This is a genomic window from Neobacillus sp. 19 (assembly GCF_049463095.1).
Lineage (GTDB): Bacteria > Bacillota > Bacilli > Bacillales > Cytobacillaceae > Neobacillus.
Window position 1 is genome coordinate 17,474 of sequence record NZ_JBMPZU010000047.1, and the last position, 23,290, is coordinate 40,763.

26 protein-coding genes are annotated in these 23,290 nt (G+C 40.0%); 22 read left to right on the forward strand and 4 right to left on the reverse strand.

Translation table 11 applies throughout. From position 1 onward, the window contains the following. Positions 1-6: 6 nt before the first annotated feature. Genes ACO1D1_RS14560 through ACO1D1_RS14570 form a run of 3 tightly spaced genes read left to right on the forward strand, consistent with a single transcriptional unit; the run spans position 7 to position 2,795 of the window. Positions 7-1,302, forward strand: a complete 1,296-nt coding sequence (locus ACO1D1_RS14560) for a branched-chain amino acid ABC transporter permease (protein ID WP_423336378.1) — start codon at positions 7-9, stop codon at positions 1,300-1,302. Between the two features lie 3 nt (positions 1,303-1,305). Then, positions 1,306-2,082 (forward strand): ABC transporter ATP-binding protein, encoded by a 777-nt coding sequence (locus tag ACO1D1_RS14565; protein WP_423336331.1) that lies wholly within the window; start codon positions 1,306-1,308, stop codon positions 2,080-2,082. A gap of 11 nt (positions 2,083-2,093) precedes the next feature. After that, positions 2,094-2,795: an ABC transporter ATP-binding protein gene (locus ACO1D1_RS14570; protein ID WP_149870030.1), complete on the forward strand. Its 702-nt coding sequence runs from the start codon at positions 2,094-2,096 to the stop codon at positions 2,793-2,795. 73 nt (positions 2,796-2,868) lie between these two features. Here the strand turns inward: ACO1D1_RS14570 and ACO1D1_RS14575 are convergent, their stop codons facing one another. The 4 genes from ACO1D1_RS14575 to ACO1D1_RS14590 form a co-directional block, all read right to left on the reverse strand. After that, complete coding sequence (locus tag ACO1D1_RS14575) at positions 2,869-3,024, reverse strand: Arc family DNA-binding protein (protein WP_149870031.1); 156 nt, start codon at positions 3,022-3,024, stop codon at positions 2,869-2,871. A 13-nt stretch (positions 3,025-3,037) separates the two neighbouring features. Then, positions 3,038-3,895 carry an SPFH domain-containing protein gene (locus ACO1D1_RS14580; protein WP_423336332.1) on the reverse strand — a complete coding sequence of 286 codons (858 nt, stop codon included), beginning with the start codon at positions 3,893-3,895 and terminating at the stop codon, positions 3,038-3,040. Between the two features lie 346 nt (positions 3,896-4,241). Beyond that, positions 4,242-4,439 (reverse strand): YwbE family protein, encoded by a 198-nt coding sequence (locus ACO1D1_RS14585; RefSeq protein WP_423336333.1) that lies wholly within the window; start codon positions 4,437-4,439, stop codon positions 4,242-4,244. Continuing rightward, a complete protein-coding gene (locus ACO1D1_RS14590) occupies positions 4,439-4,633 on the reverse strand; it encodes a hypothetical protein (protein WP_149870034.1) in 195 nt (64 codons plus the stop codon). Before ACO1D1_RS14590 ends, ACO1D1_RS14585 begins: the two co-directional genes overlap by 1 nt. Positions 4,634-4,771: 138 nt before the next feature. Here ACO1D1_RS14590 and ACO1D1_RS14595 point away from each other — a divergent pair, with 138 nt between their 5' ends. The 19 genes from ACO1D1_RS14595 to ACO1D1_RS14685 all read left to right on the forward strand — a co-directional run bounded on the left by ACO1D1_RS14595 (position 4,772) and on the right by ACO1D1_RS14685 (position 23,215). Then, on the forward strand, positions 4,772-5,182 hold the full coding sequence (locus tag ACO1D1_RS14595) for a hypothetical protein (RefSeq protein WP_423336334.1): 411 nt from the start codon (positions 4,772-4,774) through the stop codon (positions 5,180-5,182). A gap of 48 nt (positions 5,183-5,230) precedes the next feature. Continuing rightward, on the forward strand, positions 5,231-5,668 hold the full coding sequence (locus ACO1D1_RS14600) for a cell wall hydrolase (protein WP_423336335.1): 438 nt from the start codon (positions 5,231-5,233) through the stop codon (positions 5,666-5,668). A 131-nt stretch (positions 5,669-5,799) separates the two neighbouring features. Then, entirely contained in the window at positions 5,800-8,106 is a 2,307-nt protein-coding gene (gene helD, locus ACO1D1_RS14605; RefSeq protein ID WP_423336336.1) for an RNA polymerase recycling motor HelD, read from the forward strand. A 321-nt stretch (positions 8,107-8,427) separates the two neighbouring features. Further along, positions 8,428-9,462, forward strand: coding sequence for a DUF3231 family protein (locus tag ACO1D1_RS14610; protein WP_423336337.1), 1,035 nt, complete (start codon positions 8,428-8,430; stop codon positions 9,460-9,462). Positions 9,463-9,538: 76 nt separating this feature from the next. Continuing rightward, on the forward strand, positions 9,539-10,381 hold the full coding sequence (locus ACO1D1_RS14615) for an aldo/keto reductase (RefSeq protein WP_423336338.1): 843 nt from the start codon (positions 9,539-9,541) through the stop codon (positions 10,379-10,381). A 197-nt stretch (positions 10,382-10,578) separates the two neighbouring features. After that, on the forward strand, positions 10,579-11,238 hold the full coding sequence (locus ACO1D1_RS14620) for a GntR family transcriptional regulator (protein WP_423336339.1): 660 nt from the start codon (positions 10,579-10,581) through the stop codon (positions 11,236-11,238). Between the two features lie 55 nt (positions 11,239-11,293). Further along, on the forward strand, positions 11,294-11,992 hold the full coding sequence (locus ACO1D1_RS14625) for an isochorismatase family protein (RefSeq protein WP_149870040.1): 699 nt from the start codon (positions 11,294-11,296) through the stop codon (positions 11,990-11,992). 42 nt (positions 11,993-12,034) lie between these two features. Further along, a complete protein-coding gene (locus ACO1D1_RS14630; RefSeq protein ID WP_423336340.1) occupies positions 12,035-12,784 on the forward strand; it encodes a maleate cis-trans isomerase family protein in 750 nt (249 codons plus the stop codon). Positions 12,785-12,863: 79 nt separating this feature from the next. Beyond that, positions 12,864-14,804, forward strand: a complete 1,941-nt coding sequence (locus tag ACO1D1_RS14635) for an FAD-dependent oxidoreductase (RefSeq protein ID WP_423336341.1) — start codon at positions 12,864-12,866, stop codon at positions 14,802-14,804. A gap of 76 nt (positions 14,805-14,880) precedes the next feature. Next, positions 14,881-16,230: an aromatic ring-hydroxylating oxygenase subunit alpha gene (locus tag ACO1D1_RS14640; protein ID WP_190284884.1), complete on the forward strand. Its 1,350-nt coding sequence runs from the start codon at positions 14,881-14,883 to the stop codon at positions 16,228-16,230. Positions 16,231-16,245: 15 nt separating this feature from the next. Next, the gene (locus ACO1D1_RS14645; RefSeq protein WP_149870044.1) at positions 16,246-16,755 is read left to right on the forward strand and encodes an aromatic-ring-hydroxylating dioxygenase subunit beta; all 510 of its coding nucleotides are present in this window, start codon (positions 16,246-16,248) and stop codon (positions 16,753-16,755) included. A 32-nt stretch (positions 16,756-16,787) separates the two neighbouring features. Further along, complete coding sequence (locus ACO1D1_RS14650) at positions 16,788-17,018, forward strand: hypothetical protein (protein ID WP_423336342.1); 231 nt, start codon at positions 16,788-16,790, stop codon at positions 17,016-17,018. A 35-nt stretch (positions 17,019-17,053) separates the two neighbouring features. Then, positions 17,054-17,953, forward strand: coding sequence for a VOC family protein (locus tag ACO1D1_RS14655; protein ID WP_423336343.1), 900 nt, complete (start codon positions 17,054-17,056; stop codon positions 17,951-17,953). 12 nt (positions 17,954-17,965) lie between these two features. Next, positions 17,966-18,763, forward strand: a complete 798-nt coding sequence (locus ACO1D1_RS14660) for an SDR family NAD(P)-dependent oxidoreductase (RefSeq protein ID WP_223820948.1) — start codon at positions 17,966-17,968, stop codon at positions 18,761-18,763. 114 nt (positions 18,764-18,877) lie between these two features. Next, complete coding sequence (locus ACO1D1_RS14665) at positions 18,878-19,822, forward strand: hypothetical protein (RefSeq protein WP_423336344.1); 945 nt, start codon at positions 18,878-18,880, stop codon at positions 19,820-19,822. After that, the gene (locus ACO1D1_RS14670) at positions 19,791-20,456 is read left to right on the forward strand and encodes a hypothetical protein (protein WP_423336345.1); all 666 of its coding nucleotides are present in this window, start codon (positions 19,791-19,793) and stop codon (positions 20,454-20,456) included. Before ACO1D1_RS14665 ends, ACO1D1_RS14670 begins: the two co-directional genes overlap by 32 nt. 48 nt (positions 20,457-20,504) lie before the next feature. Further along, entirely contained in the window at positions 20,505-21,554 is a 1,050-nt protein-coding gene (locus tag ACO1D1_RS14675) for a leucyl aminopeptidase (RefSeq protein WP_149870047.1), read from the forward strand. 14 nt (positions 21,555-21,568) lie between these two features. Beyond that, positions 21,569-22,408: a carbon-nitrogen hydrolase family protein gene (locus ACO1D1_RS14680; RefSeq protein WP_149870048.1), complete on the forward strand. Its 840-nt coding sequence runs from the start codon at positions 21,569-21,571 to the stop codon at positions 22,406-22,408. A gap of 15 nt (positions 22,409-22,423) precedes the next feature. Next, complete coding sequence (locus tag ACO1D1_RS14685; RefSeq protein WP_149870049.1) at positions 22,424-23,215, forward strand: SDR family oxidoreductase; 792 nt, start codon at positions 22,424-22,426, stop codon at positions 23,213-23,215. The last annotated feature ends 75 nt before the right edge of the window (positions 23,216-23,290 follow it).

The window sequence follows — 23,290 nt, forward strand, 5'->3', positions numbered from 1 at the left end:
AGAAGAATGAAAGCACTCTGGAATACCTATAAACAAAAAAAATCAGTACAAGGGGTTTTTCTTCTTATTTACATCGGGGTCACATCTTTGGGTTTATTTTTAGCACAAAAATCAGTAACAGCATTTCTTCTCCTATTAGCATCGCTATTACTATTATACTTTACTAACTTCAAGAATCTCACCAAATGGGTCATTGCAGGAGTGGTGTTAGTATTTTTACTCCCTTTCACAGCCAGTAATGGAGATGGCTATCAATCCTATATGGAAGTGGCGACACTTGTAGGAATCTATATCTCTATGGCACTGGGATTAAATATTGTCGTAGGGATGGCCGGGCTTCTTGATTTAGGATTTATCGCGTTTTTTGCCGTCGGGGCTTATTCCTATGGAATATTTGCTACCGCGCAAGCCAATAATTTTATGCCGTTTGGTCAATTTCCACTTTCAGGGGAAAGCTTCTGGATCTTTATTTTAATCGGATGTTTTGTTGCCGCCTTGTTCGGGGTTCTACTGGGAATACCGGTGCTTCGGGTGAAAGGAGATTATTTGGCGATTGTTACACTGGGCTTTGGTGAGATTATCCGAATTATCTTTAATAACTTGGATCGACCCATTAATATTACAAACGGAGCAATGGGACTCCCTTCGGTTACACCGCCCCGTTTGTTCGGAATAGACTTTCTTTATCCAAGTCAATTCTATTACGTTGTGCTGATCATACTCGTATTTACCATTTTTACTGTCCGTCGTTTTGAACATTCGAAAATAGGCCGCTCGTGGAAAGCCGTAAGAGAAAATGAAATTGCTGCACAGTCAATGGGTGTCCCATTAGTAAAAACAAAATTACTGGCCTTTGCTATCGGCGCTTCCTTCTCAGGAATGATGGGCGTAGTCTTTGCAGCTAAACAAGCATTTGTTGATCCGACAAGTTTTACCTTACTTGAGTCCATTACGATTCTCGTCATGGTCATCTTGGGTGGAATGGGCAGTGTTCCAGGCGTGATTCTTGGAGCTGCGGTTATGACGATTCTAAACCTTCAAGTATTAACAGAGATAACAAATTGGTTAAATCAGCTAAGTACATCAGGAGCTTTCTCCATTCCAGACGCACTGTCTCCTTCAAAAATGCAAAGGATGATCTTCGGATTGCTCCTAATCCTATTTGCTCTCTATCGGCCACAGGGGCTCCTTCCAGCTAAGAATCGAAAATATAATGAAAAAGCATTACGTAAGGGAAGCGAGGAGGCTGCCGGTGAAACTGGATCAGAAAATTCACCAATCGAGAAAACTCAGGAGGTGTAGCAAATGGCCATTTTAGAAGTGCAGAATTTATCGAAGAAATTTGGCGGTTTGACAGCAAATCAGGATGTTTCGATGACAGTGGAGAAACATTCAATTACAGCCGTTATTGGACCAAATGGAGCTGGAAAAACAACCTTTTTTAATATGATTACGGGTGTCTATCAGCCTACTTCAGGGACCATTTTACTTGAAAAGGAAAAAATAAATGGGTTAAATCCCCATGCGGTTTGTCAAAAGGGAATCGCAAGAACCTTTCAGAACATCCGGTTATTTAATGAAATGTCCGTGCTTGAAAATGTGATGGTTGGAATGCACACACGGTTAAAAGCAGGTTTTATTGGGATTTTATTCAATCTACCGACCATACGGAAAGAAGAGGTTGCTTCGGAAATAAAGGCGTATCAATTATTAGAATATGTTGGGCTGGAATCCTTTTTAAATGAAAAAGCGTGCAATTTAAGCTACGGGGCCCAAAGAAGATTAGAGATTGCCAGGGCGCTTGCTGTCGGTCCTAAGATTCTATTATTAGATGAGCCGGCTGCAGGTATGAATCCAAAGGAGACAAAAGAGCTGACCGGGCTGATTAAAAGAATGCGGGATGAATTCAATTTAACCGTCATTTTAATTGAACATGACATGAAGCTTGTCATGGAAATCTCTGAACAAATCTTCGTACTCGATCATGGGGAAAAAATTGCAGAAGGAAGGCCCGAAGACATCCGAAATAATCCAAAAGTGATTGAGGCATATCTAGGATCTGGGGCTGTTCATGCTGGATAGGGGGGAAATCCATGCTTCAATTAAAAAACGTAGAAACCTTTTATGGCGGCATACAGGCATTAAAAGGAATTGATGTTTCTGTTGAAAAAGGGGAAATTGTTACATTAATTGGCAGTAATGGTGCCGGTAAATCAACGACATTAAAATCAATCAGCGGTCTGACAAAAGTAAAAACAGGAAACATTGTTTATAATGGAACGGACATTACCAATAAACCGGCTCATGAAACAACACTATTAGGAATTGCCCATGTTCCCGAGGGCAGGAGGATTTTTCCAAGACTATCAGTCAAAGAAAACTTATTAATGGGAGCTTTCTCAGTCAAAGGTAAGCAGGTGATTGAAGAAAGAATGGAGCGTGTCTTTCATTATTTCCCTAAGCTGAAAGATCGACTGGAGCAAAAGGGAGGGACAATGAGCGGCGGGGAGCAGCAAATGCTTGCGATTGGTAGAGCCCTTATGATGTCGCCGGATTTACTCATGTTAGACGAGCCCTCCATGGGTCTTGCACCCATTATAGTGGAACAAATCTTTGAAATCATCAAGGAATTAAACGGAGAAGGGATAACGATCCTGCTCGTTGAACAAAACGCCTACCAGGCCTTACAAGTCGCTGACCGCGGTTACGTCATTCAAACAGGAGAAATTAAGCTCAAAGGAAACGGACATGATCTGATAACAAATGATGAAGTTCGGGAGGCGTATTTGGCTTAAAAAGGGAAATGAGGTTCAAATGGAAGAAAAAGCCTGTAAATCTATAAATTAGAGATACAGGCTTCTTTTTTATCTAATCTTTTTTTAGTCTTCCTGCCTTTTTGGCTGCCTCTTTTAAGATGACTTCAATTTGGGCGTTTACACTTCTGATTTCATCTTCCGCCCATTTTTCCAGCACTTCATATAACTTGGGATCAATGCGAAGCGGAAATGATTTTCTTTTCGTCATTTACGACACAACCTTAATAGATGCTTCCTGTATTAATAATGGGTTGGGTTCCTTTTTCAGAAACAATGGCGACCATCAGGTTATTGACCATCTGCGCTTTTTTCTCTTCATCGAGTTCAACAATTTCTTGCTCTGCAAGCTGGTCAATCGCTGCTTTTACTAGCCCTACTGCACCGTCAACAATGACTTTACGTGCAGACAGCACAGCTTGCGCTTGTTGTCTTTGAAGCATGGCAGAAGCGATTTCGGAGGAATAGGCAAGGTGCATTATCCGAGCTTCGATGACGTCAACACCGGCAACATCCAGTCTTTTCTGTAAATCATACATAAGGACTTCGGCTACCTCGTCGCTATTTTGCCGAAGTGTCAATGTGCTTTCTGTATGGCCGAACGAATCATATGCATATCTGCTCGCAATATGACGAATACCGGTTTCACTTTGAATCTGAATGAATTTTTCATAGTTTTCTACATCATATAAAGCTTTTGCAGCATCCCTTACTTTATACACAACAACGGCTGCAATCTGAATCGGATTTCCTTCTAAATCATTTACTTTTAGCTTCTCGCTGTTAAAGTTGGTCACACGTAATGATACGCTTCGCTTGAACGTGAATGGAATGGTGGCCCATAAACCCTGATCTCTTATAACTCCGAGATAAGTTCCAAAGAACGTCAATACTTTTGCTTCGTTTGGCTGAACAATGGTTAAACTGGTGGCAATAATTAATCCAATCAATAAGACGACGATTCCGGTAATTTTAACCGAAATTTCTCCGGTTACGATTAAATAAATTCCAAAACCAATACACAAAAGCGCAATAATAAGTGCTGCAAAACCATTCATTTTAAATATTGACTTTTCCTGCATTTGAACCCCTCCAAATGAAAAATATGATATAAAAGTGATATCATATTTATATCATAAGGCAATGGTTTGAAAAAGTAAATATATATATAAATTTCCACTACTTTTCCATAAAGGAAGGTGGATTTTTAATAATGAGACTGTGTTTAAGCACATTTTGATTGGAGTGGAAGGCGCGAGACTCCTGCGGGAGCAGCGGGACAGGTGAGACCCCACAGGCGCTTTAGCGCCGAGGAGGCTCACCGCCCGCCCCGCGAACCGCTTGCGCCTGGAACGGAAATCAGCATTCATCTTTAACATAGCCTAAAAATAAAAAATGCAAAGCATCCTAGAATGCTTTGCATTTTCGTTAGTCAGCATGGATTTTTTGTACCCGGCCGACTTGTCCATCTGTTAGCCTGACCTTGATTCCATGTGGATGGGTACTTGATTTGGTGAGAATATCTTTCACAGTTCCACGGGTGAGCTTGCCAGTTTTTTGATCAGCTTTTAATACAATATCAACCAAAAGCCCTAATGTTACATCTTTCCTGTTTTGGCCGTTCATTATACACCCATTTTTCTGCGGGTATTGCTCGGCTTTTTGGATTGCTGACTTTTCAATTTCTTTGTGGAAAGATCACCATTCGTCTTTCCATTACCAGCTGAATTCTGGTTCTTTTTGTTTGCAAGCTGCTGCTTCATTGCCTCTTGCAGGCTGATTTTCTTTTTTGTTCCATCGGTTTGATTACTCTCAGACATATAAACATCCTCCATAAATTACTTTTTTGTTAGTCAAAGTATAATATATTTTTAGGGAATTTGAAAATAGATTATCGAAATTAGCAATTGCATGTGATTCACATAAAATAAAGAAAAATTGTTCTGGGGTTGGTACGTTTGAATAATTCAAAGAATATGAATCATAAAGGAAAAGGATTTAGCGATCCTAAAAGTAAAAAAATTTTACAACTAGAAAAACAGGTTTCATTGGGGCTTTGGGTTCAAGTCTTGGGCCAGATTATTGAACTCAAAGGGTTATCAGAACTTTTTCATTTAGAAGATAACCCGAATACAATAGGTGAACAACAAATACTAACTGGTGTTTGGATTAGGACAATTGGCCAGATCCTTGAGGCAGTATCTGTTTCTAGACAATTAGGCGAAACGGATTGGTATAAACTTCTCCAAGAACAACAAATAGCTATCACAGGAGATTTTCTTGTGTCAATTGGTTCCGCTTATGAAGTAATCGGTGGAATTCATGTACTAGAAGCGGAATCAGCCAAAATAACGCAAATCATTCCATAAAAGAACAGTCATTACGGCTTTTGCATACTATATGTTTGGGGTGATAATATGCCAAGAGTAAATTACCGAAGTTCAGATGTGGACTTAATGGCAAGGATGATGAGGGCGGAAGCCGAGGGTGAAGGCAAACAAGGCATGCTAATGGTCGGAAATGTAATAGTGAATCGGGTTCAAGCCGATTGTTTAGACTTTAAAAAAGTAAGAACAATCCCACAAGTTATTTTTCAAGTACAAGGAGGAAATTATTCCTTTGAAGCTGTTCAAAAAGGGAATGTATTTTATCAAAGAGCGAGAACGGCTGAAAAAAGATTAGCCAAACAGAATTTGGAATATTGGAGAGAACACCCATCAAAATATTCCCTTTGGTATTTCAATCCGTATGCTCCATGCCCTCCAACATGGTATGGTCAACCTCATTCCGGTCAATTTAAACAGCATTGTTATTATGAACCAAAAGCTGGAACATGTGATAGCGTTTATCGGTGAACTTAAGCTTACTCCTTGAGTAAGCTTTTTTCAATTTTTTGCAAATTCAAACTTGACTCATACAAAACATTTAGTTTAATCTTAATATCCCATACTGCGAAAATGAGATAGAGAGGTGGCGAGTGAATAGGATGAGTGCCAAAGATCAAGTATCTGTCCGTGACCATAAAGATTATCAAACAGAAGTGGAGCGCTTAGAGTTTACAAAGGAATATATGCTAACGGTTTTAGAGATTTCGAAGGGGAATAAAGAATTTTTCGTTGAAAATATGAAACAAGCGTTAGCGGATCTGGACCCTCAAGATAGCAGTACAAGTTACACGGACCTCCTCGCGAATGCAAGATTTCTTGAACTAGCTGAAAGTGAACTGAAAAGGCTGGAGAGCGTGGTTGGCAAACCATATTTTTCAAGGATCGATTTTACGAGCAATAGTACGAATACCGAAGAAGTGTTGTACATAGGTAAGGTATCCTTATTTGATCGAGTGACACAGCAGCCCATTATCGTGGATTGGCGGTCACCGATTGCCAATGTCTACTATGACGGCCGGCTGGGTGATGTGTCATATGAAGCGTATGGGGAGACACAAACCGGTTTCCTCTCCTTAAAGAGGCAGTATGAAATCGTTGATGGATTATTAAAAGACATCAGAGATATCGATTTGACGACACACGATGAACTTTTGCAAAAATCTCTATCAGGTAAAGCAGACAATCGTTTAACAGAAATTGTTGCGACCATTCAAAATGAGCAAAATGAAGTGATCCGGGCATCACTGAAGCACCCCATAATCGTTCAAGGGGCCGCCGGAAGCGGGAAAACAACCATCGCACTCCATAGAATATCCTACTTTCTCTATTCCTTTGGGTTTCAATTTCCTCCAGAAAAATTAATGATTCTTGCACCCAATCGATTGTTCATTGATTATATATCTGCCGTATTGCCGGAATTAGGGGTCAACAAAATAAATCAAACCACCTATACTGATTTTATGAAAGGCTGCTTGGGCCAGAAAATAAAACTATTTTCTCCCAATACGAAACTAATCAAGCTTCTTGAAAGGAAAGGAGCATCCAAATCGCTCCAATGGGTTTCCGGCTATAAGGGGTCTCTCGAATTTAAGACAGTAATGGATCGATATATAAAGGAATTAGAATCTAATCTTGCACCTAAAGAGGATTTTCGAGTGGAAAAATCCATTCTATTAAAAGGGCAAAAGCTTAATAAACTATTTTTAAAAGAATATACATACTTACCAATCTACAAAAGGATCAGTAAATTGAAATCCTTATTAGAAGATGATTTGAAAAAGAAGAAAGCCATTATGCTAACAAAGCTGATTAAGAAATACGATGAAGCTTTAGACCAGGTCCTTTATAGCAGGAGGCTCGATTCGGAAAGAAGAAAGCAAAAAGTCGTCATGCTGATGGATCGGAAAAAAGAAAGATTGAAGCAGGTGGAGCAAGAGGCAAAGACAGCGGTAAAAAAATATATGGAACCGCTTGTCATGAAAGATATTTTTACCTTATATAAGGAATTGATGTCTTCACCCGAATTGCTAAAAAAGCATGCCACCACTCTCTCCGATCAGCAATGTTCGGTCTTAAGCACGTTTTGTCAAAAGATTTTTGCCAGAGGTGCATATGAATTAGAGGATTTAGCTCCATTATTTTATCTGAAGGCAAAACTGGAAGGTATTGATGAAAAATATAAAATGCGCAGTATTTTCATTGATGAAGCACAGGATTACAGCTATTTCCAATTCGCCGCATTAAAAGAAGGCTTTGAAACCGACTTGTTTACCATTGTCGGAGATTTAGCACAAGGGATTCATTCGTATCGCGGCTTGAATAGTTGGGTGCCGGTATTGAATGAAATATTCCCTAATGCGAATTATCAAACCCTACAAAAAAGCTATCGTACAACCGTTGAAATTATGAATTTGGCAAACGATATCCTTCAGTTGATTGATCAAGATCTGCCAAAAGTAGAACCCGTTATTCGACATGGTCAAAAGCCATTATTTATAACCTTTGACACTAAGAATCTAGAACAAATCCGCCTGCAGCTAGAACATGATATTGTCTTACTTAAAGAGGAAGAGCTTCATTCCATTGCCATTATTGGACGAACGGACAAAGAATGCCGAAGAATCAATCAGATACTGGAAAATAGTCATCTTCCGATTCAACTAGCAGAGGAAAAAGAAGATATGAAGAAGGGACACATCACGATTTTACCATCCTATTTATCGAAAGGGCTGGAATTTGATGCCGTATTGATTGTATGCCTGGATGAACAGTTTGCTAAAGTAGATCTGGATATCAAATTGTTGTACGTGTCCATGACAAGACCGATGCATCGATTGTATTTATACGGAAGACACTCGTCAGACTTTTTATTACAACATGCGGACGATTTTCATTTCGATCGTTAAAATAAATCGATCAAGGAAAGTTAGAACATATGGGAATTAGAATCGTTTCGTTATTTAAGGATTATTGCTGGTGATTGTATATGCGATTGTTCATAAAAATAAGCATTTGTTTGTTAGAAATGTTATGGAACAATAAGATGATAGATAAATGAAGGATTTTGTTAAATTGCAAAGTTCTTCATTTTTTTATTTAATCTATGGAAATAGCTTTATTAAGGAAGGATGGAAAAATTTCCCCCCTTACGTTTAATTAGTGTACCTATCGAGTATGATTCCAAATGAAGGGAATACTAACCTAAAGTGTGCAAGAAGGGAGTAATCATGAAAACGATTAAGCCGATTAAATTAGGTTCAAGCAAAGAAGAAACTAGCGAACCATTAACTTCTGCAGAAATGGGTAAACTATGGGCTACTTATATGGGAAACAGCATGTCAAAATGCATTTTAAGTTATTATCTCCAACATGTTGAAGATAAGGATATAAAAACTTTATTAGAAAATGCATTAAAATTAACGTTAGAATTTATGAATACAATAGAAGGAATTTTTGAAAAGGAGAACTTCCCTATTCCTAAAGGTTTTGGGGAAGAAGACGTAAACCTTGGAGCACCTCGTTTATTTCAAGATCGTTACTATGTTCATTATTTGAAATACGTTGCAAAAGCGGGAATGAGTATCTATAACGTTGCAATACCGCTTATCATTAGGAGAGATGTGAAAGAATTCTTTAGGTATTGTATGGATGCCACAATGGACCTGATGGAGCAAATCAATGAAATATTAATGAATAAAGGATTTATTATCAAGCCTCCTTTCATTCCAGTCCCTGAAAAAGTGGAGATTGTTCATCAGGACTTTTTAAATGGTTTCTTGGGACATGTTCGCTCTTTACATGCATTAGAAATTGCTCATCTATACGACAATATTGAAAATAATGTAACGAGCAAGGCACTCATTATGGCATTTGCCCAAGTTGTAAAGGATGAAAAGACACGAAAGTTGTTTGAATGGGGCAGGGATATGACCACCAAAAGTGTTGAACGTTATATGCAAAAGCTGCATGATGAAAATTTACCTACACCTTCTTTTTTAGACGATTTGGTGACAACATCAACTTTTTCACCCTTTTCAGATAAATTAATGTTGTTTCACAAAATGGATATGTTCTCAATGAAAATAAGGGCATTTGGAAATTCAGTTGCAGTAAATGGAAGGCATGATATTGGGCTAATGTATACCAAGTCGTTATTGAAAATTGGACAATTTGTAGAAGGGGCAGCAAAAATTTATATTGAAAAAGGCTGGATGGAACAACCGCCACGTGCTGTTGATAGAAAAAATTTGGCGTCTAGTTGAGGATCGACCTTTCACAAATGAAAGTAATTCATAATTGTGCTAACATTATGATAATTACTGAAAGGAGTGAGTGGGTATGAGTAAGTCAATTCCGGAGATTACACTAAATGATGGGATAACTTTACCGGTAATCGGTTTGGGAACCTATAATCTTAAAGGGAATGAAGGGGTTCATTCCATCTTAAGTGCAATTGATAATGGCTATCGACTAATCGATTCTGCTTATAATTATGAAAATGAAGGAACGGTAGGAGAAGCTGTTAGACGAACTTCTGTTCCAAGAAAAGACCTTAAAATCACTTCCAAATTACCGGGCAGATATCATTCCTATGACAAGGCAGTTCAGACTATGCAAGAATCTTTATACCGTGCAAATTTAGATTATTATGATGTGTATCTGATTCATTGGCCAAACCCAATACAGGACAGATATGTGGAAGCATGGCAGGCATTAATTGATGCAAAAAAATGGGGACTAATTCGTTCGATTGGTGTTTGTAATTTCTTACCTGAACATATCGAGCGGTTAGAACAGGAAACTGGCGTAAAACCCAGCATGAACCAAATTGAATTGCATCCATTTTTTAATCAAGCATCACAAAGAAAGTGGCATGAAGAGCATAAGATTGTAACGGAATCGTGGAGTCCCTTAGTTAGAGCTCGCGAAATCTTAGAAAATGATACGATTCAACAGATTGCTGATCAACATAACAAATCAATATCACAAGTAATTTTACGTTGGCACTATCAACTTGGCGCCATTTCTATTCCTAAATCAGCATCGCCTGAACGGCAGCTTGAAAATATATCTATTTTTGATTTCTCCCTAGATGAGAAAGAAATGAATATTCTTTCAGGCTTAACTCGCCCTGATGGCAGGCTTAACAATCAGGACCCTGCTACATACGAAGAATTTTAAACTATCATCGATAGTAAAATCGATAAAGCGCACACTATTAAAGTGATGCGCTTTTTTGCATGTAACACAAGGCATTCTTAAGAATGTATAAATTATTTTCAAAACACTATTGTAAATCTTCTGATTATTTGTATAATGAATGTAATGGATACTGTCGACAGCATACAGAATACTGTTGACTGAATGGAGAGGTTAAAATGATTGTAAAAAAGTCTAATCCTTTATACGAACAAATTTACGATAATATAAAGGAATCTATTATTAATGGTGAATTTAAATCAGGAGAAAGAATTGTTGATGGATGGATAGCAGAAAAATTAGGAGTAAGCCGAAGTCCGGTAAGAGAAGCATTCAGAAAGCTTGAACAAGATGGATTAATCGTCAATCAAGATGGTACCACCTTTGTGTATAAGCCAAACGTAGAAGACGTCATTGAACTTTTTGAAGTTCGAGCAGGGCTTGAAGGCATGGCCGTATTTCTGGCCACACAATCAATGACAGACGAACAGATTGATGAACTTGGTGAATCCATAGTACAGGTTAAAAACGCAATAAAAGAAAAGAAAATGGCAGAAGTCGTTAAGTTAAATACTTTTTTTCATGAATGTATCGTAAAGAGCAGCGGAAACAAAAGGCTTCTAGAAATGATGGGTAAAATAAATAATTTAATCCTCCTTTACCGTAATAATTTTTTCGCAAAATTTTATGGAAGTGATGTTTTCATACATGAACACCATGAAGTGGTTGAAGCAATGAAAACGCGGAATCCAGTGGTGGCATCTGAAAAAATGAGGGAGCACATTCTTAATGATTTAGATCAATTAAAAGAAAGGTTGAGTACGCACCTAGATGAATGAAATTAAATGGGATAGGCTTCACCCTTAGTTTTCAGTCAAAGAAAGGAGAACGAAGATGCGTATTTGGGACCAATATCTCGATGAAAGAGATTTAAAGAACTATTCTGCCAGTGGGTTTGGAAAAAAATATGGGATAGGGAAAAATCCGGCTTTGATTATTGTTGATGTTACATATGGTTTTACAGGTGAAGAAGCGGAGCCAATTGAGGAGTCAATTAAAAAGTATCCGGCAAGCTGTGGAGAAGTAAGCTGGGAAGCTATTAAATATATTCAAGCGTTATTAAAGACTTCTAGAAATGCTGAAATTCCTGTGTATTATACCATTATCGAAGGGTATAAAGATTCTTCTAATGAGCGGGTTGCCGTTAAGGGAAATCTATTTTCACACCCCTCCCTTCTTGAAGGGGAAAAAGGAACGTGGGTAGTGGATGAAATAAAGCCATTACCTGGGGAAGTTGTTTTATCTAAAAAGAAGCCAAGTGCTTTTTTTGGTACACCATTAATTTCCCATTTAATGTCCGACCAGGTCGATACCGTCATTGTAGTCGGGTGCACAACAAGCGGTTGCATACGAAGCACTGTGGTAGATGCATTCTCTTATAACTATCAAGTGATTGTTCCCGAGGAATGTGTATTTGACAGGAGTATAACCTCGCATGCTATTAACCTCTTTGACATGCAGCAGAAATATGCAGATGTGGTAAAAACGGATGAACTCATAAAGGAATTAACTCTGCTTTCACCGGTTAAATGAAACTTTTTCGCAAAATAATCAGAGAAAAGGGATGTGCAAAATTTGACTAAGAATTATCGTATTGGCCTTATTGTTCCAAGCTCTAACACGACTATGGAAACAGAAATTCCGGCGATGCTAAATGCAAGGGGCAATGAGGAGGAGACGTTTACCTTTCACTCCAGCCGTATGAGGATGCTTCATGTAACAAAGGAAGAATTAACGAAAATGGATTTGGAGAGCGACCGCTGCGCGGTCGAACTATCTGATGCCAGATGTGATGCGATTGCTTACGCCTGTTTGGTCGCGATTATGTCACAAGGCTCTGGTTACCACTGTCTTTCCGAGTCGCGTCTTTCAAGCATAGCAAAGGAAAATGGGACCGATATTTCTGTCATAAGCAGTGCTGGGGCACTGGTAGAAGGGATCTACACTTTAGGTGCAAAAAAAGTATCCATTATTACGCCGTATATGAAACCGCTTACCAAAATGGTAGTTGACTATATTGAAGAAAGCGAGATTGAGGTATTGGATTCAATCAGTTTGGAAGTGGCTGATAACCTGGAAGTGGGAAGGCTAAATCCTCTCAACCTGCTAGAAATAGTGAAGGATTTAGATGTTAGTCAAGCAGATGCAGTGGTTTTATCTGCATGTGTTCAAATGCCATCATTGCCGGCCATTCAAAAGGTAGAAGACAGGATTGGATTACCTGTTCTTTCAGCAAGTACGGCAACAGTCTATCAAATTCTTAAGAGTTTAGATCTAAAAGCGAGTGTTCCAAATGCCGGGAAGTTATTATCAGGTGCTTATTAAAAATCTGAAACAAAAAGCTTTCAAAAGGATGTCAGTTTGTTGTAACACACTTTAAATTAGTGAAAACGGGGGTTATCTGATGAGTGAGCAGTTTACTAAGTTACTTTCACCTGGGAAAATAGGCAGCCTTGAATTAAAAAACAGAATCGTAAAAGCGCCGCAATCGACGGGTCTAAGTAATCGTGATGGTACAGTCTCTGAAAGATTGGTCAGACATTATAAAGAAATCGCACGCGGCGGTACAGGTCTGATTATTGTGGAATATACGTATATCGACAATGAAGCGAGTAAATCAGCGTATTGCCAATTAGGAATTAGTGATAATGAACATATTGCAGGTTTATCCTGGCTGGTTTCTTCGATTCACGATGAAGGGGCAAAAGCAGGCATTCAAATTGAACATTGTGGAAGGCAAAAATTCTTAGGTACACCACCTATTAAAGCACCATCAAGAATCCCCTGGCCAACGCTTTATGAACAAACCGGAAATGTACCCGAAGAACTCACTATAGAAGAAATCAAACAAATTGTAGAAGATTTTGGCGATGCAGCTAGGCGTGCAAAGATTGCAGGATTTGATTTAGTTGAAATACATGCTGCGCACGGCTATTTGATTACAAATTTCCTTTCCCCTCACACAAATAAACGGACAGACTTATACGGTGGGACTTTAGAGAATCGAATGAGGTTTTTACTGGAAGTCATTAGAAACGTGAAGGCAAAAGTAGGTGAGGAATTCCCGATAACCATGAGAATAAATGGGACAGATTATGAACCCGATGGCATTACCATTGAGGAATCGATAGAGGTTTGTAAGCAGGCTGAACAACTGGGCATCTGCGCTTTCCATGTGTCAGGCGGCGATCATCACATGATGAATTATCAAGTAAGCCCCATGACAGTACCAAAAGGCCCAAATGTGTGGGCAGCAGAGGCCATTAAACGAACTGCTTCTGTTCCCATCATTGCATCAGGATCCATTACCACACCGCAATTTGCAGAAGAAATCCTCCAAGATAAAAATGTCGACTTTGTTTCTCTAGGTAGACCTTTACTTGCGGACCCTTCCTTCCCATTAAAAGCGAAAGAAGGCCGGCCGGAAGATATTATTCCTTGTATTCGTTGTAATGACGGTTGTATGGAAAGAACATTCTTCAACTATCAATCTATTAGGTGCTCGGTCAATCCAAATACGGGTAGAGAAGGTGAGCTTCCAATAACACCCGCTAGTGCTCCTAAAAATATTGTGGTAGTTGGAGGTGGACCTGCAGGAATGGAGGCCGCTAGAGTCAGTGCACTTCGTGGCCATAAGGTTACACTATTCGAAAAAGGAAAAGTAGGCGGAGCTTTGCCGGCATCATCGGTTACTCCATTTAAAGCGGATATCCGAACGCTAGAAAACTACTTCTCTGCCCAAATAGAGAAGTTGAAGATAAAAATAGTGCATGAAGAAGCAACGCTGAATACGATTAAAGCCGGTGACTTTGACGCCGCTGTGATTGCAGTTGGAAAGATACCAAAACCTGTTCATATTAAGGGTATGAACCCATCAAAGACCATATATGGAATAGATGTTTTGTCCCAAAAGGAAAAAACTGGACAAAATGTAGTCATAGTTGGCGGAGGGATGACCGGGGTTGAAACCGCTTTATTTCTAGCTGATCAGGGACGAAACGTCACTATTATAGAGCAGTCGAAGGATATTTTGAATGATGACTTAATTACTTTCAAAATGTCATATAGGGAGTTTTTAACTCAAAAAGGCATAGCCATTTATACTTCATCAGAAATAAAAGAAGTAAATGAAACGGAAATAACGATTATAAATAGGTCTGGTAAGGAGCAAATCTTAACTGCTGATACAGTCGTTATAGCAACAGGATATGCAGCAAATATTGATTTGTCACGGCAATTACAAGAACAAACAGATCTAAAGGTCTTTCCGATTGGAGATGGAAAGCGTCCAGGAAAAATATACGATGCCATTCATGATGGTTATGTAACCGGACTGCGTATCTAGCCATGACAATCAAACCGAATAGATTAGGCAGCAAATAAAGATTCATATAAATAATTGGGGAATGGGAGTGCTCAATATGTGTAAGGAATTGAAGTCGCCGCTTTCTAATAGGGCTAGAACCATATTAGAAGATTTTCAGGCAAGCCTTGAGCAAGGAATCTCAAAAATTGGAGTCTTGAATGATGAGGAAATACATCAAGCAGAGTTAGAAAGAGTTTTCGGGAGAAACTGGAATTTTCTTGCACATGAATCGGAAATACCGAACAATAATGATTACGTTCTTCGGTCTATTGGAGACGATACGTTTATTGTAAACAGGGGAAGTGACGGTGAAATCCGCGTATTATTGGATGTTTGTCCACACCGCGGAGCGAGCATTTGCCGGGCCGCAAAAGGAAGCTCTTCTCATTTTACCTGTCCCTATCATGGCTGGACGTTTAAAAATAATGGTGATTTAGTGGGAACCCCTTCGTTTAAGGATGCTTATAGCGGTCTGGATCGGAAGGAATGGGGACTTACTCAGGCACCTCGGGTAGAAATATTTCATGGCTTCGTTTTTGCGACGTTAGATGAGAACTGTCCTGACCTGAAAGAATCATTAGCCGGCATGGGTTGGTACTTGGATATGATCTTTTCTTTGCAAGATCAAGGTATGGAAGTTTTGGGAGAACCCCAACGCTTCATCATTAAGGCGAACTGGAAAATTGCTGCCGAAAACTTTTCTGGCGACGATTATCACTTAATGACTCTCCATAAATCAACCTATGATATTGGGGTCATGCAAATCCCTCTTAGAGAAAATATGAAGGGCTATCATATACAGGCAGGAAATGGTCATGGAATCAGCTTTTCTATTGATCTAGAAAGTAAGGACCCGCTTTTCTTTTTCTATCCAGAAGAAATTGTCAAAACCTTTAATTTGGAAAATTTATCTGAAAAACAGCTCGAACTAGCACGTGGCTCACGCGTTTGTGTCGGAAATATATTCCCGAATATTTCATTCCTCATGCTTCCGTTAAGTCCTGATCCTAAAAATGTTCCGCCTACCCCGCTGTTTACGTGGAGAGTTTGGCAGCCAAAAGGCAAGGATGAAATTGAGGTTTGGAACTGGTTCATGATGTACAAAAATACCTCAGAGGAATTTAAAAGGGCCTCTTATCGCGCAGCAATGGCGTCATTCGGAATTGCCGGAACGTTCGAACTAGATGATGCCATCCCTTGGGAAACTATTACAAGAAATGCCAAGGGGACGTTTGCTAAGAAAAACATGAAATTAAATCTACAGATGGGGATGGAAGGGATGGGAACGGCGAAACAAGTCATGGATTGGCCATTTCCTGGAACAGCCTATTATCCACGTTATGAAGAAGGAAATCAGCGGCATTTGTATCGCCACTATTTAAAGGAAATGCTCTCAGAAGAGTAAAAGGGGGGAATCAAAATGAAGGTGCCTTTTGATCTATATCAAGAAGGAATTGAATTCTTTCTGCAAGAAGCTGAATTGATTGATGACGGGAAATTCAGGGATTGGCTGGAACTGATGACAGATGATTTTACGTATAAAATTCCAGTAAGAGTGACACGTGAGAAAGCAGCCCCAACTGAATTCAGCGATTTGGCCAGTCATATGGACGAAACAAAAAACACAATGGAGATGCGTGTCATTCGTGCCTATTCAGAATACAACTGGGCGGAAGATCCTGTATCAAGAACAAGGCATTTTTTAACCAATTTCAGAGCTGCGATGGATGAAATCGATGAAAACGAAATCCACTATAAAACAAACTTCCTATTATATAGAGGGAAATTTGATTTGCCGACTTTTCAGTTTTTAAGCGGTGAAAGGCATGATACGATCCGCCGAGTGGATGGACAGTGGAAAATAGCTAAAAGGCTTATTTTACTTGATCATGCCACCATACCAATGAATAACCTGGCGATCTTTATTTAGACAAGAGAAAAATTACCCGAAGGAGAATGAAAATGTCAGAAAAGGATGATTCAATACAAATTGCAAATGAATTTACGTGTATCCATGTTCGAAAAATTCAAACAAAAAATGGTGAGTTACTGGAAATCGAGTCGAAAAAAAATGATGGAAAAATCACATTGGATGCAATGCAATTGGAAAGCTTGACGCTATTAAAACCAGAACATTTTTCGAAATTTTTTGAAATTCATTTTGGCTTGGATAATACCTTTTCAAAAGAGTAATTAAACCAACTAATCTAGTAGAAAGGGTGAAGGTTATGCATTCGAAAGCCCAAAGATTTGAACACGTAGAATTGAAAGTGAACGATATTTCTAAGGCCATGAATTTTTATAAAGAGGGTTTAGGCTTAGTAGAAATAGCAAGAGAAAATGGTGTTATTTATTTAGGCTGTGGCTATGATAAAAACTACGATTTGGCCATCTCTGAAGGAGGAACTGGCGTTTCCCATTTCGCGGTCCGGGCAGATAACGAAGAAGAAGTGGAGTATTTCTATAAAAAAATATCGAATCTTGGTGTACGAGTGGACCGTCATAACGGAACAGAACCAGGGCAGGTAAAGGGAATTCGCTTCAATTTGCCCAGCGGCATTCCGATGGAGTTTGTTCTGGTTGAAGATAATAGTTATGTCAATCCAGCAAGGCCAGCTTACCCTCGAAATGTGGCATCTGCGCCGTTGAATATTGACCATATTAATTTGATGACGGTAGATGTGAAAAAAGAAACAGATTTCTTTCGCGAAGTACTGGATTTTAAAATCTCTGATATTGTCGATCCCGAGATGAATGGGAAATATATGATGACCTTCATGCGCTTTCGCGGCTACCATCATGATGTCGCAACAACAATTACGAAGAATCCTAACGATACATTGCATCATCTTTCTTGGACGATGAGTAATTTTGAACATATTAAGGTTGCCTGTGATGTTTTGGCACAATTTGAAATTGATGTGGAATTGGGGCCGGGTCGTCATCCAATTGGTCCGAATTTATATGCCTATTACTTGGAACCGGGTGGAAATCGCTTTGAATACGTGGCTGAACAAGCCTATTTAGATCCGGATTCTCCGACGAAAATATGGAGAAGCATGGCGGATACCCTTGAATCATGGTCTAAACTTAGAAAACCCCCGGGAAGTTTTATTAAAGGAATGTAGTCTAGAAGGAGAGTGGAAAAGATCGGACGCTTAAATGGTAAAGTTGCTTTGATTACAGGTGCGACTTCTGGGTTAGGCAGGGCAGTTGCAGAGCGCTTTGTCGAAGAAGGTGCTCACGTATGTATTGTCGATAAATCGCAGGAACGGCTTGAGGAAATGCAGACTCTTTTAGGGGAAGCGATTATTACTGTCCATGCAGATGTAAGCACTTTAGAGGGAAATATCAAAATGGTGGAGGCAACCGTTGAGAAATTTGGAAGGGTAGACATTTTTATCGGCAATGCAGGGATCTATGATGGAAATATGGGAATTAATGACCTTTCTCTTAACCGAATAGAGGCAGCATTTGATGAAGTCATGAATGTCAATGTCAAAGGATACTTACTAGGGGCAAAAGTAGTTCTTCAAGAGCTGCTTAAAACAGAAGGGTGTATGATTTTCACCGCCTCTCATGCCAGCTTTTATTCCGCCGGAGGCGGCCCTATTTATACCGCCTCCAAGCATGCCATCGCAGGCTTAATCAAAGAACTAGCTTACGAACTTGCGCCAAAGATCCGTGTGAATGGAGTGGCACCAGGTGTGATTGCGACGGCTATGGGGATGCCGAATTCCTTAGGTTCAGAGGCTCCTTCAATTATATCTGGAGTGGAACAGGCATTACCGCTGCCATTCATTCCAGAATCTAAGGATTATGTAGAGCTTTATGTATTACTCGCCTCTGAAGGTGCCAAGGCAATGACTGGAACCATCATCCAGGCTGACAATGGAATAAGCATAAGAGGATTAGTAAGGACATCCGGCGGTCTTTAAATGAAGAAAGGTAACCAATAATTCCTACTATATTTGGAGGTTAATAGATGGCAAATCGCGATGTAAAAGATTTGGCAAACCATTCGGAGAGCCTTTTTTGATGATACGAGGGATATGGAGCGAAGGCTTCATTCTGCAAGTGACAAGGATGATTATGGAACACTTAGAGTGCCTGGTGATTGGAGATTTGGAGCTTGGAGCAGTGCCTGGAGCTGGATGGGGCTATCAACGGCTATTGCCTATCCGCTAACAGGAGCATTATTAACTCTGGCATTCGGAGCCATTTCTGTCATTATCGGCTTTCTAATTTCAATGGTTTTAGTAGGTTTTGGAGTGTATTACACATCGATGAAGTCGGCAAATGAGGGTATTGGAAAAGATTTAATGAGCCGATCATCATATGGGTACCTCGGTTCAGTTCTTAACACATTGTTTGTTGGCATTTATTTAGCCATACTGTTTTCGCTTGAAACCTCAGTTATTGCTGGATCTTTAGCAGAATTTTTACCATCTTTACCTTTTTGGCTGCTTGTTCTACTCATTATCGCAGTATTTGTACCATTAGGAATCTACGGAATGGTATGGATTGCAAAGCTTCAAACCGTTACCTTTGTCCTTTATGTAGTGGGAATCGGACTCGTTTTTATTGGTCTTTTTACCGGCTGGTCTGAACTAACAAGTACCGCTTTTGCGGGTGAATGGTGGAAGCTGAATCCGAATAATGTTCCAATATCTTGGATGACGATTATCGGTGCAACCGGAGCTTGGATGGGTGCGTTTGGGTTCATGAATATTTTCGCTTCCACCGACATTACAAGGATGACCCGCCGAAGTGAACGAAAAAAGATTGCTGTTCTTCAAGTCATTATCAACTCATGTATTAATTCATTCCTGATTGGGGCAATGGGTATTTTTCTTCCTTGCATCATCAAATGGTGTGAATCCGGATCCGGGAGTAACATTTGTTTGGGTATTAGGGCCATTAGGGCTGCTATTAGTTTTTGTTACGCAATTAAGAGGAAATGTCATGAACATGTATTTAGGAACTCTAGCTTTTGATAATGTTTTAGCCCAATTAACAAAGAAGAGCTTCATGCGTTCCTGGCTTTTAATTCCTTTTGTCCTCATCGGCTTTATCATGGTAGTCAGCCCATTTTTACAGTACTTTTCGACGATTGCTACGTTTGCCGGTGTGATTTTTGCTTCTTGGGTAGGATCAACCTTTGGCGAGGCAATGCTGGTCCGTCCGCTTTATAACATTCCAAAATGGTCGGAATTCCGCCGTGCGTATTTGCCGAATATCAATTGGATTGGTTTTACTTCCCTGCTAGTTTCTATCATTGTCGGTATGGCGGCAACATTGGGCATATGGGGAGATATTTTAAAGGCATTATCCGTGTTTGTCAGTTTACTGTTAGCATTTATTTTACCAGTAGTGATGGCCGCTGCTCTTGGAAAAGAAAAAACGATTCAGCAGTACTTTAAACGGATCCCTGAAATTCCTTCAGTTGAATCTGATACCATGACATGTTTTGTAACAGGTGAGACAGAGCACAAAAGTGATTTTGTTTTATGCCCATTTCATAGTGATAATTGGATTTCGTCTACAGCATGCGCAACTGAGACAAGATGTAATAAAATGTGCCAAGTCAAACCTGTACCAAATACAGTACCAATCGATCAATCATTGTAATGATCAATCATGTTTGTTAACAAAAAATTTCCTAAGGGAGTGGATGTAATGCTTACGAATTTTACACAATTAACGAAACTGTTTAGAGATGAATTGGTTCTTTGCGGAGTAAAAGAAGGTGAATTTGTTGTCGTGGCCAGCCAGCCGGAATCACGCGTTGGATATGTTGATGCTTTCTTAGCGGCAATTGAATCCTTAGGTGCCCATGGTATGAATCTACAGTTCCCAGGCATTCGTCATGCCCATTTGCCTTATATCGGCCGGCAAACACAGGATATTGATATTTTTATAGATTCAACTCCTCAAGCGATGGAAACCTTAAGAAAAGCGGATATGGTAGTGGATGTAACAGCGGAAGGTCTTGTCCATACAAAAGCAAGAGCCGTTACTCTAAGTAATGGAGCAAGAATGCTAATGGTTTGGGAAAAGGCTGAAATCCTTGAAAGAATGTTCCCAAGAGAATCATTAAGGAAGCGTGTAGAAACGAGCATGGATATGTTGAAACAAGCGGAAACCATGAGAGTTACTTCTGCAGCCGGCACTGATATCTCTGTTAGACTGGCAAGTGATACTCCGATTATTGGGCAATATGGTTATACCGATCAGCCTGGAAGATGGGATCATTTTGCTGGCGGGTTTGCGGCCTTTTATCCGATTGAGGAAAGTGTGAACGGGCGAATCGTTTTAGATGCGGGGGATATTTTATTGCCGCTGAATCGTTATATTTCCTCTCCAATTGACATCACGATTGAAAAAGGTTTTATCACGGATATTAAGGGCGAAGGCTTGGATGTTTTATTATTTAAACAGTATTTTGAGTCGTGGAATGATAAGGATGTATACGGGACGTCCCATTTCGGCTGGGGGTTAGATGAAAATGCCCTTTGGGAAGCTCTTAGCTTTTATGGTAATGAAACATACGGGATGGATGCACGTGCCTTTGCAGGGAATTTTATGTGGTCAACAGGCCCAAATGCGCATGTAAAGCGTTTTACCAAGTGCCATTATGATATTCCGATGCGCGGCTGCTCAATCGAACTTGATGGAAAAGAAATTATTACAGCAGGCACGATTGTGGATCCACGACTAAAACCATAATAAGGGCGGATAACATGACGAATAAACTAAAGGTATCAATGGTCCAAATGCAAGTAACCGATCAGGTGGAAATAAATGTTCAAAAGGCTATTGAATTAACAAAGGAAGCAGCAAAGAGTAATCCCGATGTGATCGTCCTTCCAGAAAACTTTCATTTAATGGGGACCAAACAGGACTTTTTTGAAAAAGCAGAAACGATTGATGGTCCTACCATAACGAAGTTGAAGGAGACGGCCCGGGAATTAGGTACCTATATTGTTGCAGGGACAATGAAGCTTCGGGTGAAGGAAGAAGGAAAATTAAAAAATACATGCTGTGTGATTAACCCAGAAGGGGAAATTCAAGATGTGTATGATAAAATCCACACTTTTAACGCCCAAATAGGCGGCAGAACCCATGCTGGCAGTCAAGTAGAAGATGCTGGCGATCGGATTGTCGTTACCAACATAAAGGGAGTTCCAGTTGGCCTAAGCGTTTGTTTCGATATTCGTTTTCCGGAAATGTTCCGTATTCTTACTTTAAAAGGTGCAAAAGTCATTCTCGTGCCAGCCATTTTTATGCTGCATACGGGGATGGACCATTGGGAAGTCCTTTTACGGGCCAGGGCTATTGAGAACCAGGTGTATATGGTGGCACCTGCTACCCATGGACAGTTCCCGCCGCATAATGATTGGAGTTACGGCCGCAGTATGGCCATCGACCCTTGGGGGCTCATGATTGCTCAGTCATCTGACAGAGACGGAGTTGTCACAGTGGACCTTGATTTAGATTTGGTCGAGGATGTCAGGAAACGGGTACCGTCTTTATCCCAGCGAAGACCAGATGTCTATAACTGGGCAGAGTTTGATCATTGATAGGAGAGGTGTAATGTGGATTTAGGGATGAATGGAAAAGTTGTGCTCGTAACGGCAGCAAGTAAAGGTCTTGGATATGCGGTAGCCGAAGCAATGCTCGCTGAAGGGGCACGTGTAGCCATCAGTTCAAGGAGCGAGGAAAGCATTAAAAAGGCAGCTGAAGAATTATCTAAAGGCGGCAAACATGATGTTTTTTCCGTCGCTGCCGATTTGTCAAAGCCGGATGATGTGGAGCGGTTAATGGATCAAGTTCTCCATCATTTTGGTCAAGTGGATATTTTAATCTGTAATACCGGTGGTCCGAAAACATCTGATTTTGTTGATACTGAAGAGGGTGACTGGAAAAACGGAATGGATATGATGCTGTTCCCAGTCCTTCAAATGACAAAAAGAGTTGTACCTAAAATGAAAGAAAACAAATGGGGCAGAATTATCTTTATGACCTCCACCTGGGTGAAACAGCCACGGAAAAGCGGGGTTATTTCGACGATGGCCCGCAGTGCCGTTTCGGGATTATCAAAGCACCTGTCAAATGAATTAGCGCCAGATAATATCCTAGTCAACCAAGTTTTGCCTGGTCCAACATGGACGGATCGATCTAGGGAAATTACCAGACGTTTATCAGAAGCACGCGGGGTACCTGTAGAAGTCATAAAAGAAGAAATTGCTGAGGAAATTCCTCTTGGCCGATATGGTACAGCAGAAGAGATCGCTAATGCCGTCACTTTTCTAGCTTCAGAAAAAGCATCCTTTATCACAGGGGCAGCCTTGCAAGTGGACGGCGGGCAAATAAAAGCAACAGTTTAATAGATTCTAACTTTTTAGTAATTGCATATTTACATTGACGATGACCCTGTATTTGGCAAAAGCTAAGAATGCCGT

Coding starts and splice junctions, on each gene's coding strand:
- ACO1D1_RS14665 (WP_423336344.1), top strand. CDS start 18,878: ATGGAGCGAAGGCTTCATTCTGCAAGTGACAAGGATGATTATGGAACA.
- ACO1D1_RS14560 (WP_423336378.1), top strand. CDS start 7: ATGAAAGCACTCTGGAATACCTATAAACAAAAAAAATCAGTACAAGGG.
- ACO1D1_RS14600 (WP_423336335.1), top strand. CDS start 5,231: ATGCCAAGAGTAAATTACCGAAGTTCAGATGTGGACTTAATGGCAAGG.
- ACO1D1_RS14670 (WP_423336345.1), top strand. CDS start 19,791: ATGAACATGTATTTAGGAACTCTAGCTTTTGATAATGTTTTAGCCCAA.
- helD (WP_423336336.1), top strand. CDS start 5,800: ATGAGTGCCAAAGATCAAGTATCTGTCCGTGACCATAAAGATTATCAA.
- ACO1D1_RS14565 (WP_423336331.1), top strand. CDS start 1,306: ATGGCCATTTTAGAAGTGCAGAATTTATCGAAGAAATTTGGCGGTTTG.
- ACO1D1_RS14610 (WP_423336337.1), top strand. CDS start 8,428: ATGAAAACGATTAAGCCGATTAAATTAGGTTCAAGCAAAGAAGAAACT.
- ACO1D1_RS14615 (WP_423336338.1), top strand. CDS start 9,539: ATGAGTAAGTCAATTCCGGAGATTACACTAAATGATGGGATAACTTTA.
- ACO1D1_RS14640 (WP_190284884.1), top strand. CDS start 14,881: ATGTGTAAGGAATTGAAGTCGCCGCTTTCTAATAGGGCTAGAACCATA.
- ACO1D1_RS14635 (WP_423336341.1), top strand. CDS start 12,864: ATGAGTGAGCAGTTTACTAAGTTACTTTCACCTGGGAAAATAGGCAGC.
- ACO1D1_RS14655 (WP_423336343.1), top strand. CDS start 17,054: ATGCATTCGAAAGCCCAAAGATTTGAACACGTAGAATTGAAAGTGAAC.
- ACO1D1_RS14585 (WP_423336333.1), bottom strand. CDS start 4,439: ATGAACGGCCAAAACAGGAAAGATGTAACATTAGGGCTTTTGGTTGAT.
- ACO1D1_RS14680 (WP_149870048.1), top strand. CDS start 21,569: ATGACGAATAAACTAAAGGTATCAATGGTCCAAATGCAAGTAACCGAT.
- ACO1D1_RS14570 (WP_149870030.1), top strand. CDS start 2,094: ATGCTTCAATTAAAAAACGTAGAAACCTTTTATGGCGGCATACAGGCA.
- ACO1D1_RS14650 (WP_423336342.1), top strand. CDS start 16,788: ATGTCAGAAAAGGATGATTCAATACAAATTGCAAATGAATTTACGTGT.
- ACO1D1_RS14675 (WP_149870047.1), top strand. CDS start 20,505: ATGCTTACGAATTTTACACAATTAACGAAACTGTTTAGAGATGAATTG.
- ACO1D1_RS14625 (WP_149870040.1), top strand. CDS start 11,294: ATGCGTATTTGGGACCAATATCTCGATGAAAGAGATTTAAAGAACTAT.
- ACO1D1_RS14580 (WP_423336332.1), bottom strand. CDS start 3,895: ATGCAGGAAAAGTCAATATTTAAAATGAATGGTTTTGCAGCACTTATT.
- ACO1D1_RS14645 (WP_149870044.1), top strand. CDS start 16,246: ATGAAGGTGCCTTTTGATCTATATCAAGAAGGAATTGAATTCTTTCTG.
- ACO1D1_RS14590 (WP_149870034.1), bottom strand. CDS start 4,633: ATGTCTGAGAGTAATCAAACCGATGGAACAAAAAAGAAAATCAGCCTG.
- ACO1D1_RS14575 (WP_149870031.1), bottom strand. CDS start 3,024: ATGACGAAAAGAAAATCATTTCCGCTTCGCATTGATCCCAAGTTATAT.
- ACO1D1_RS14620 (WP_423336339.1), top strand. CDS start 10,579: ATGATTGTAAAAAAGTCTAATCCTTTATACGAACAAATTTACGATAAT.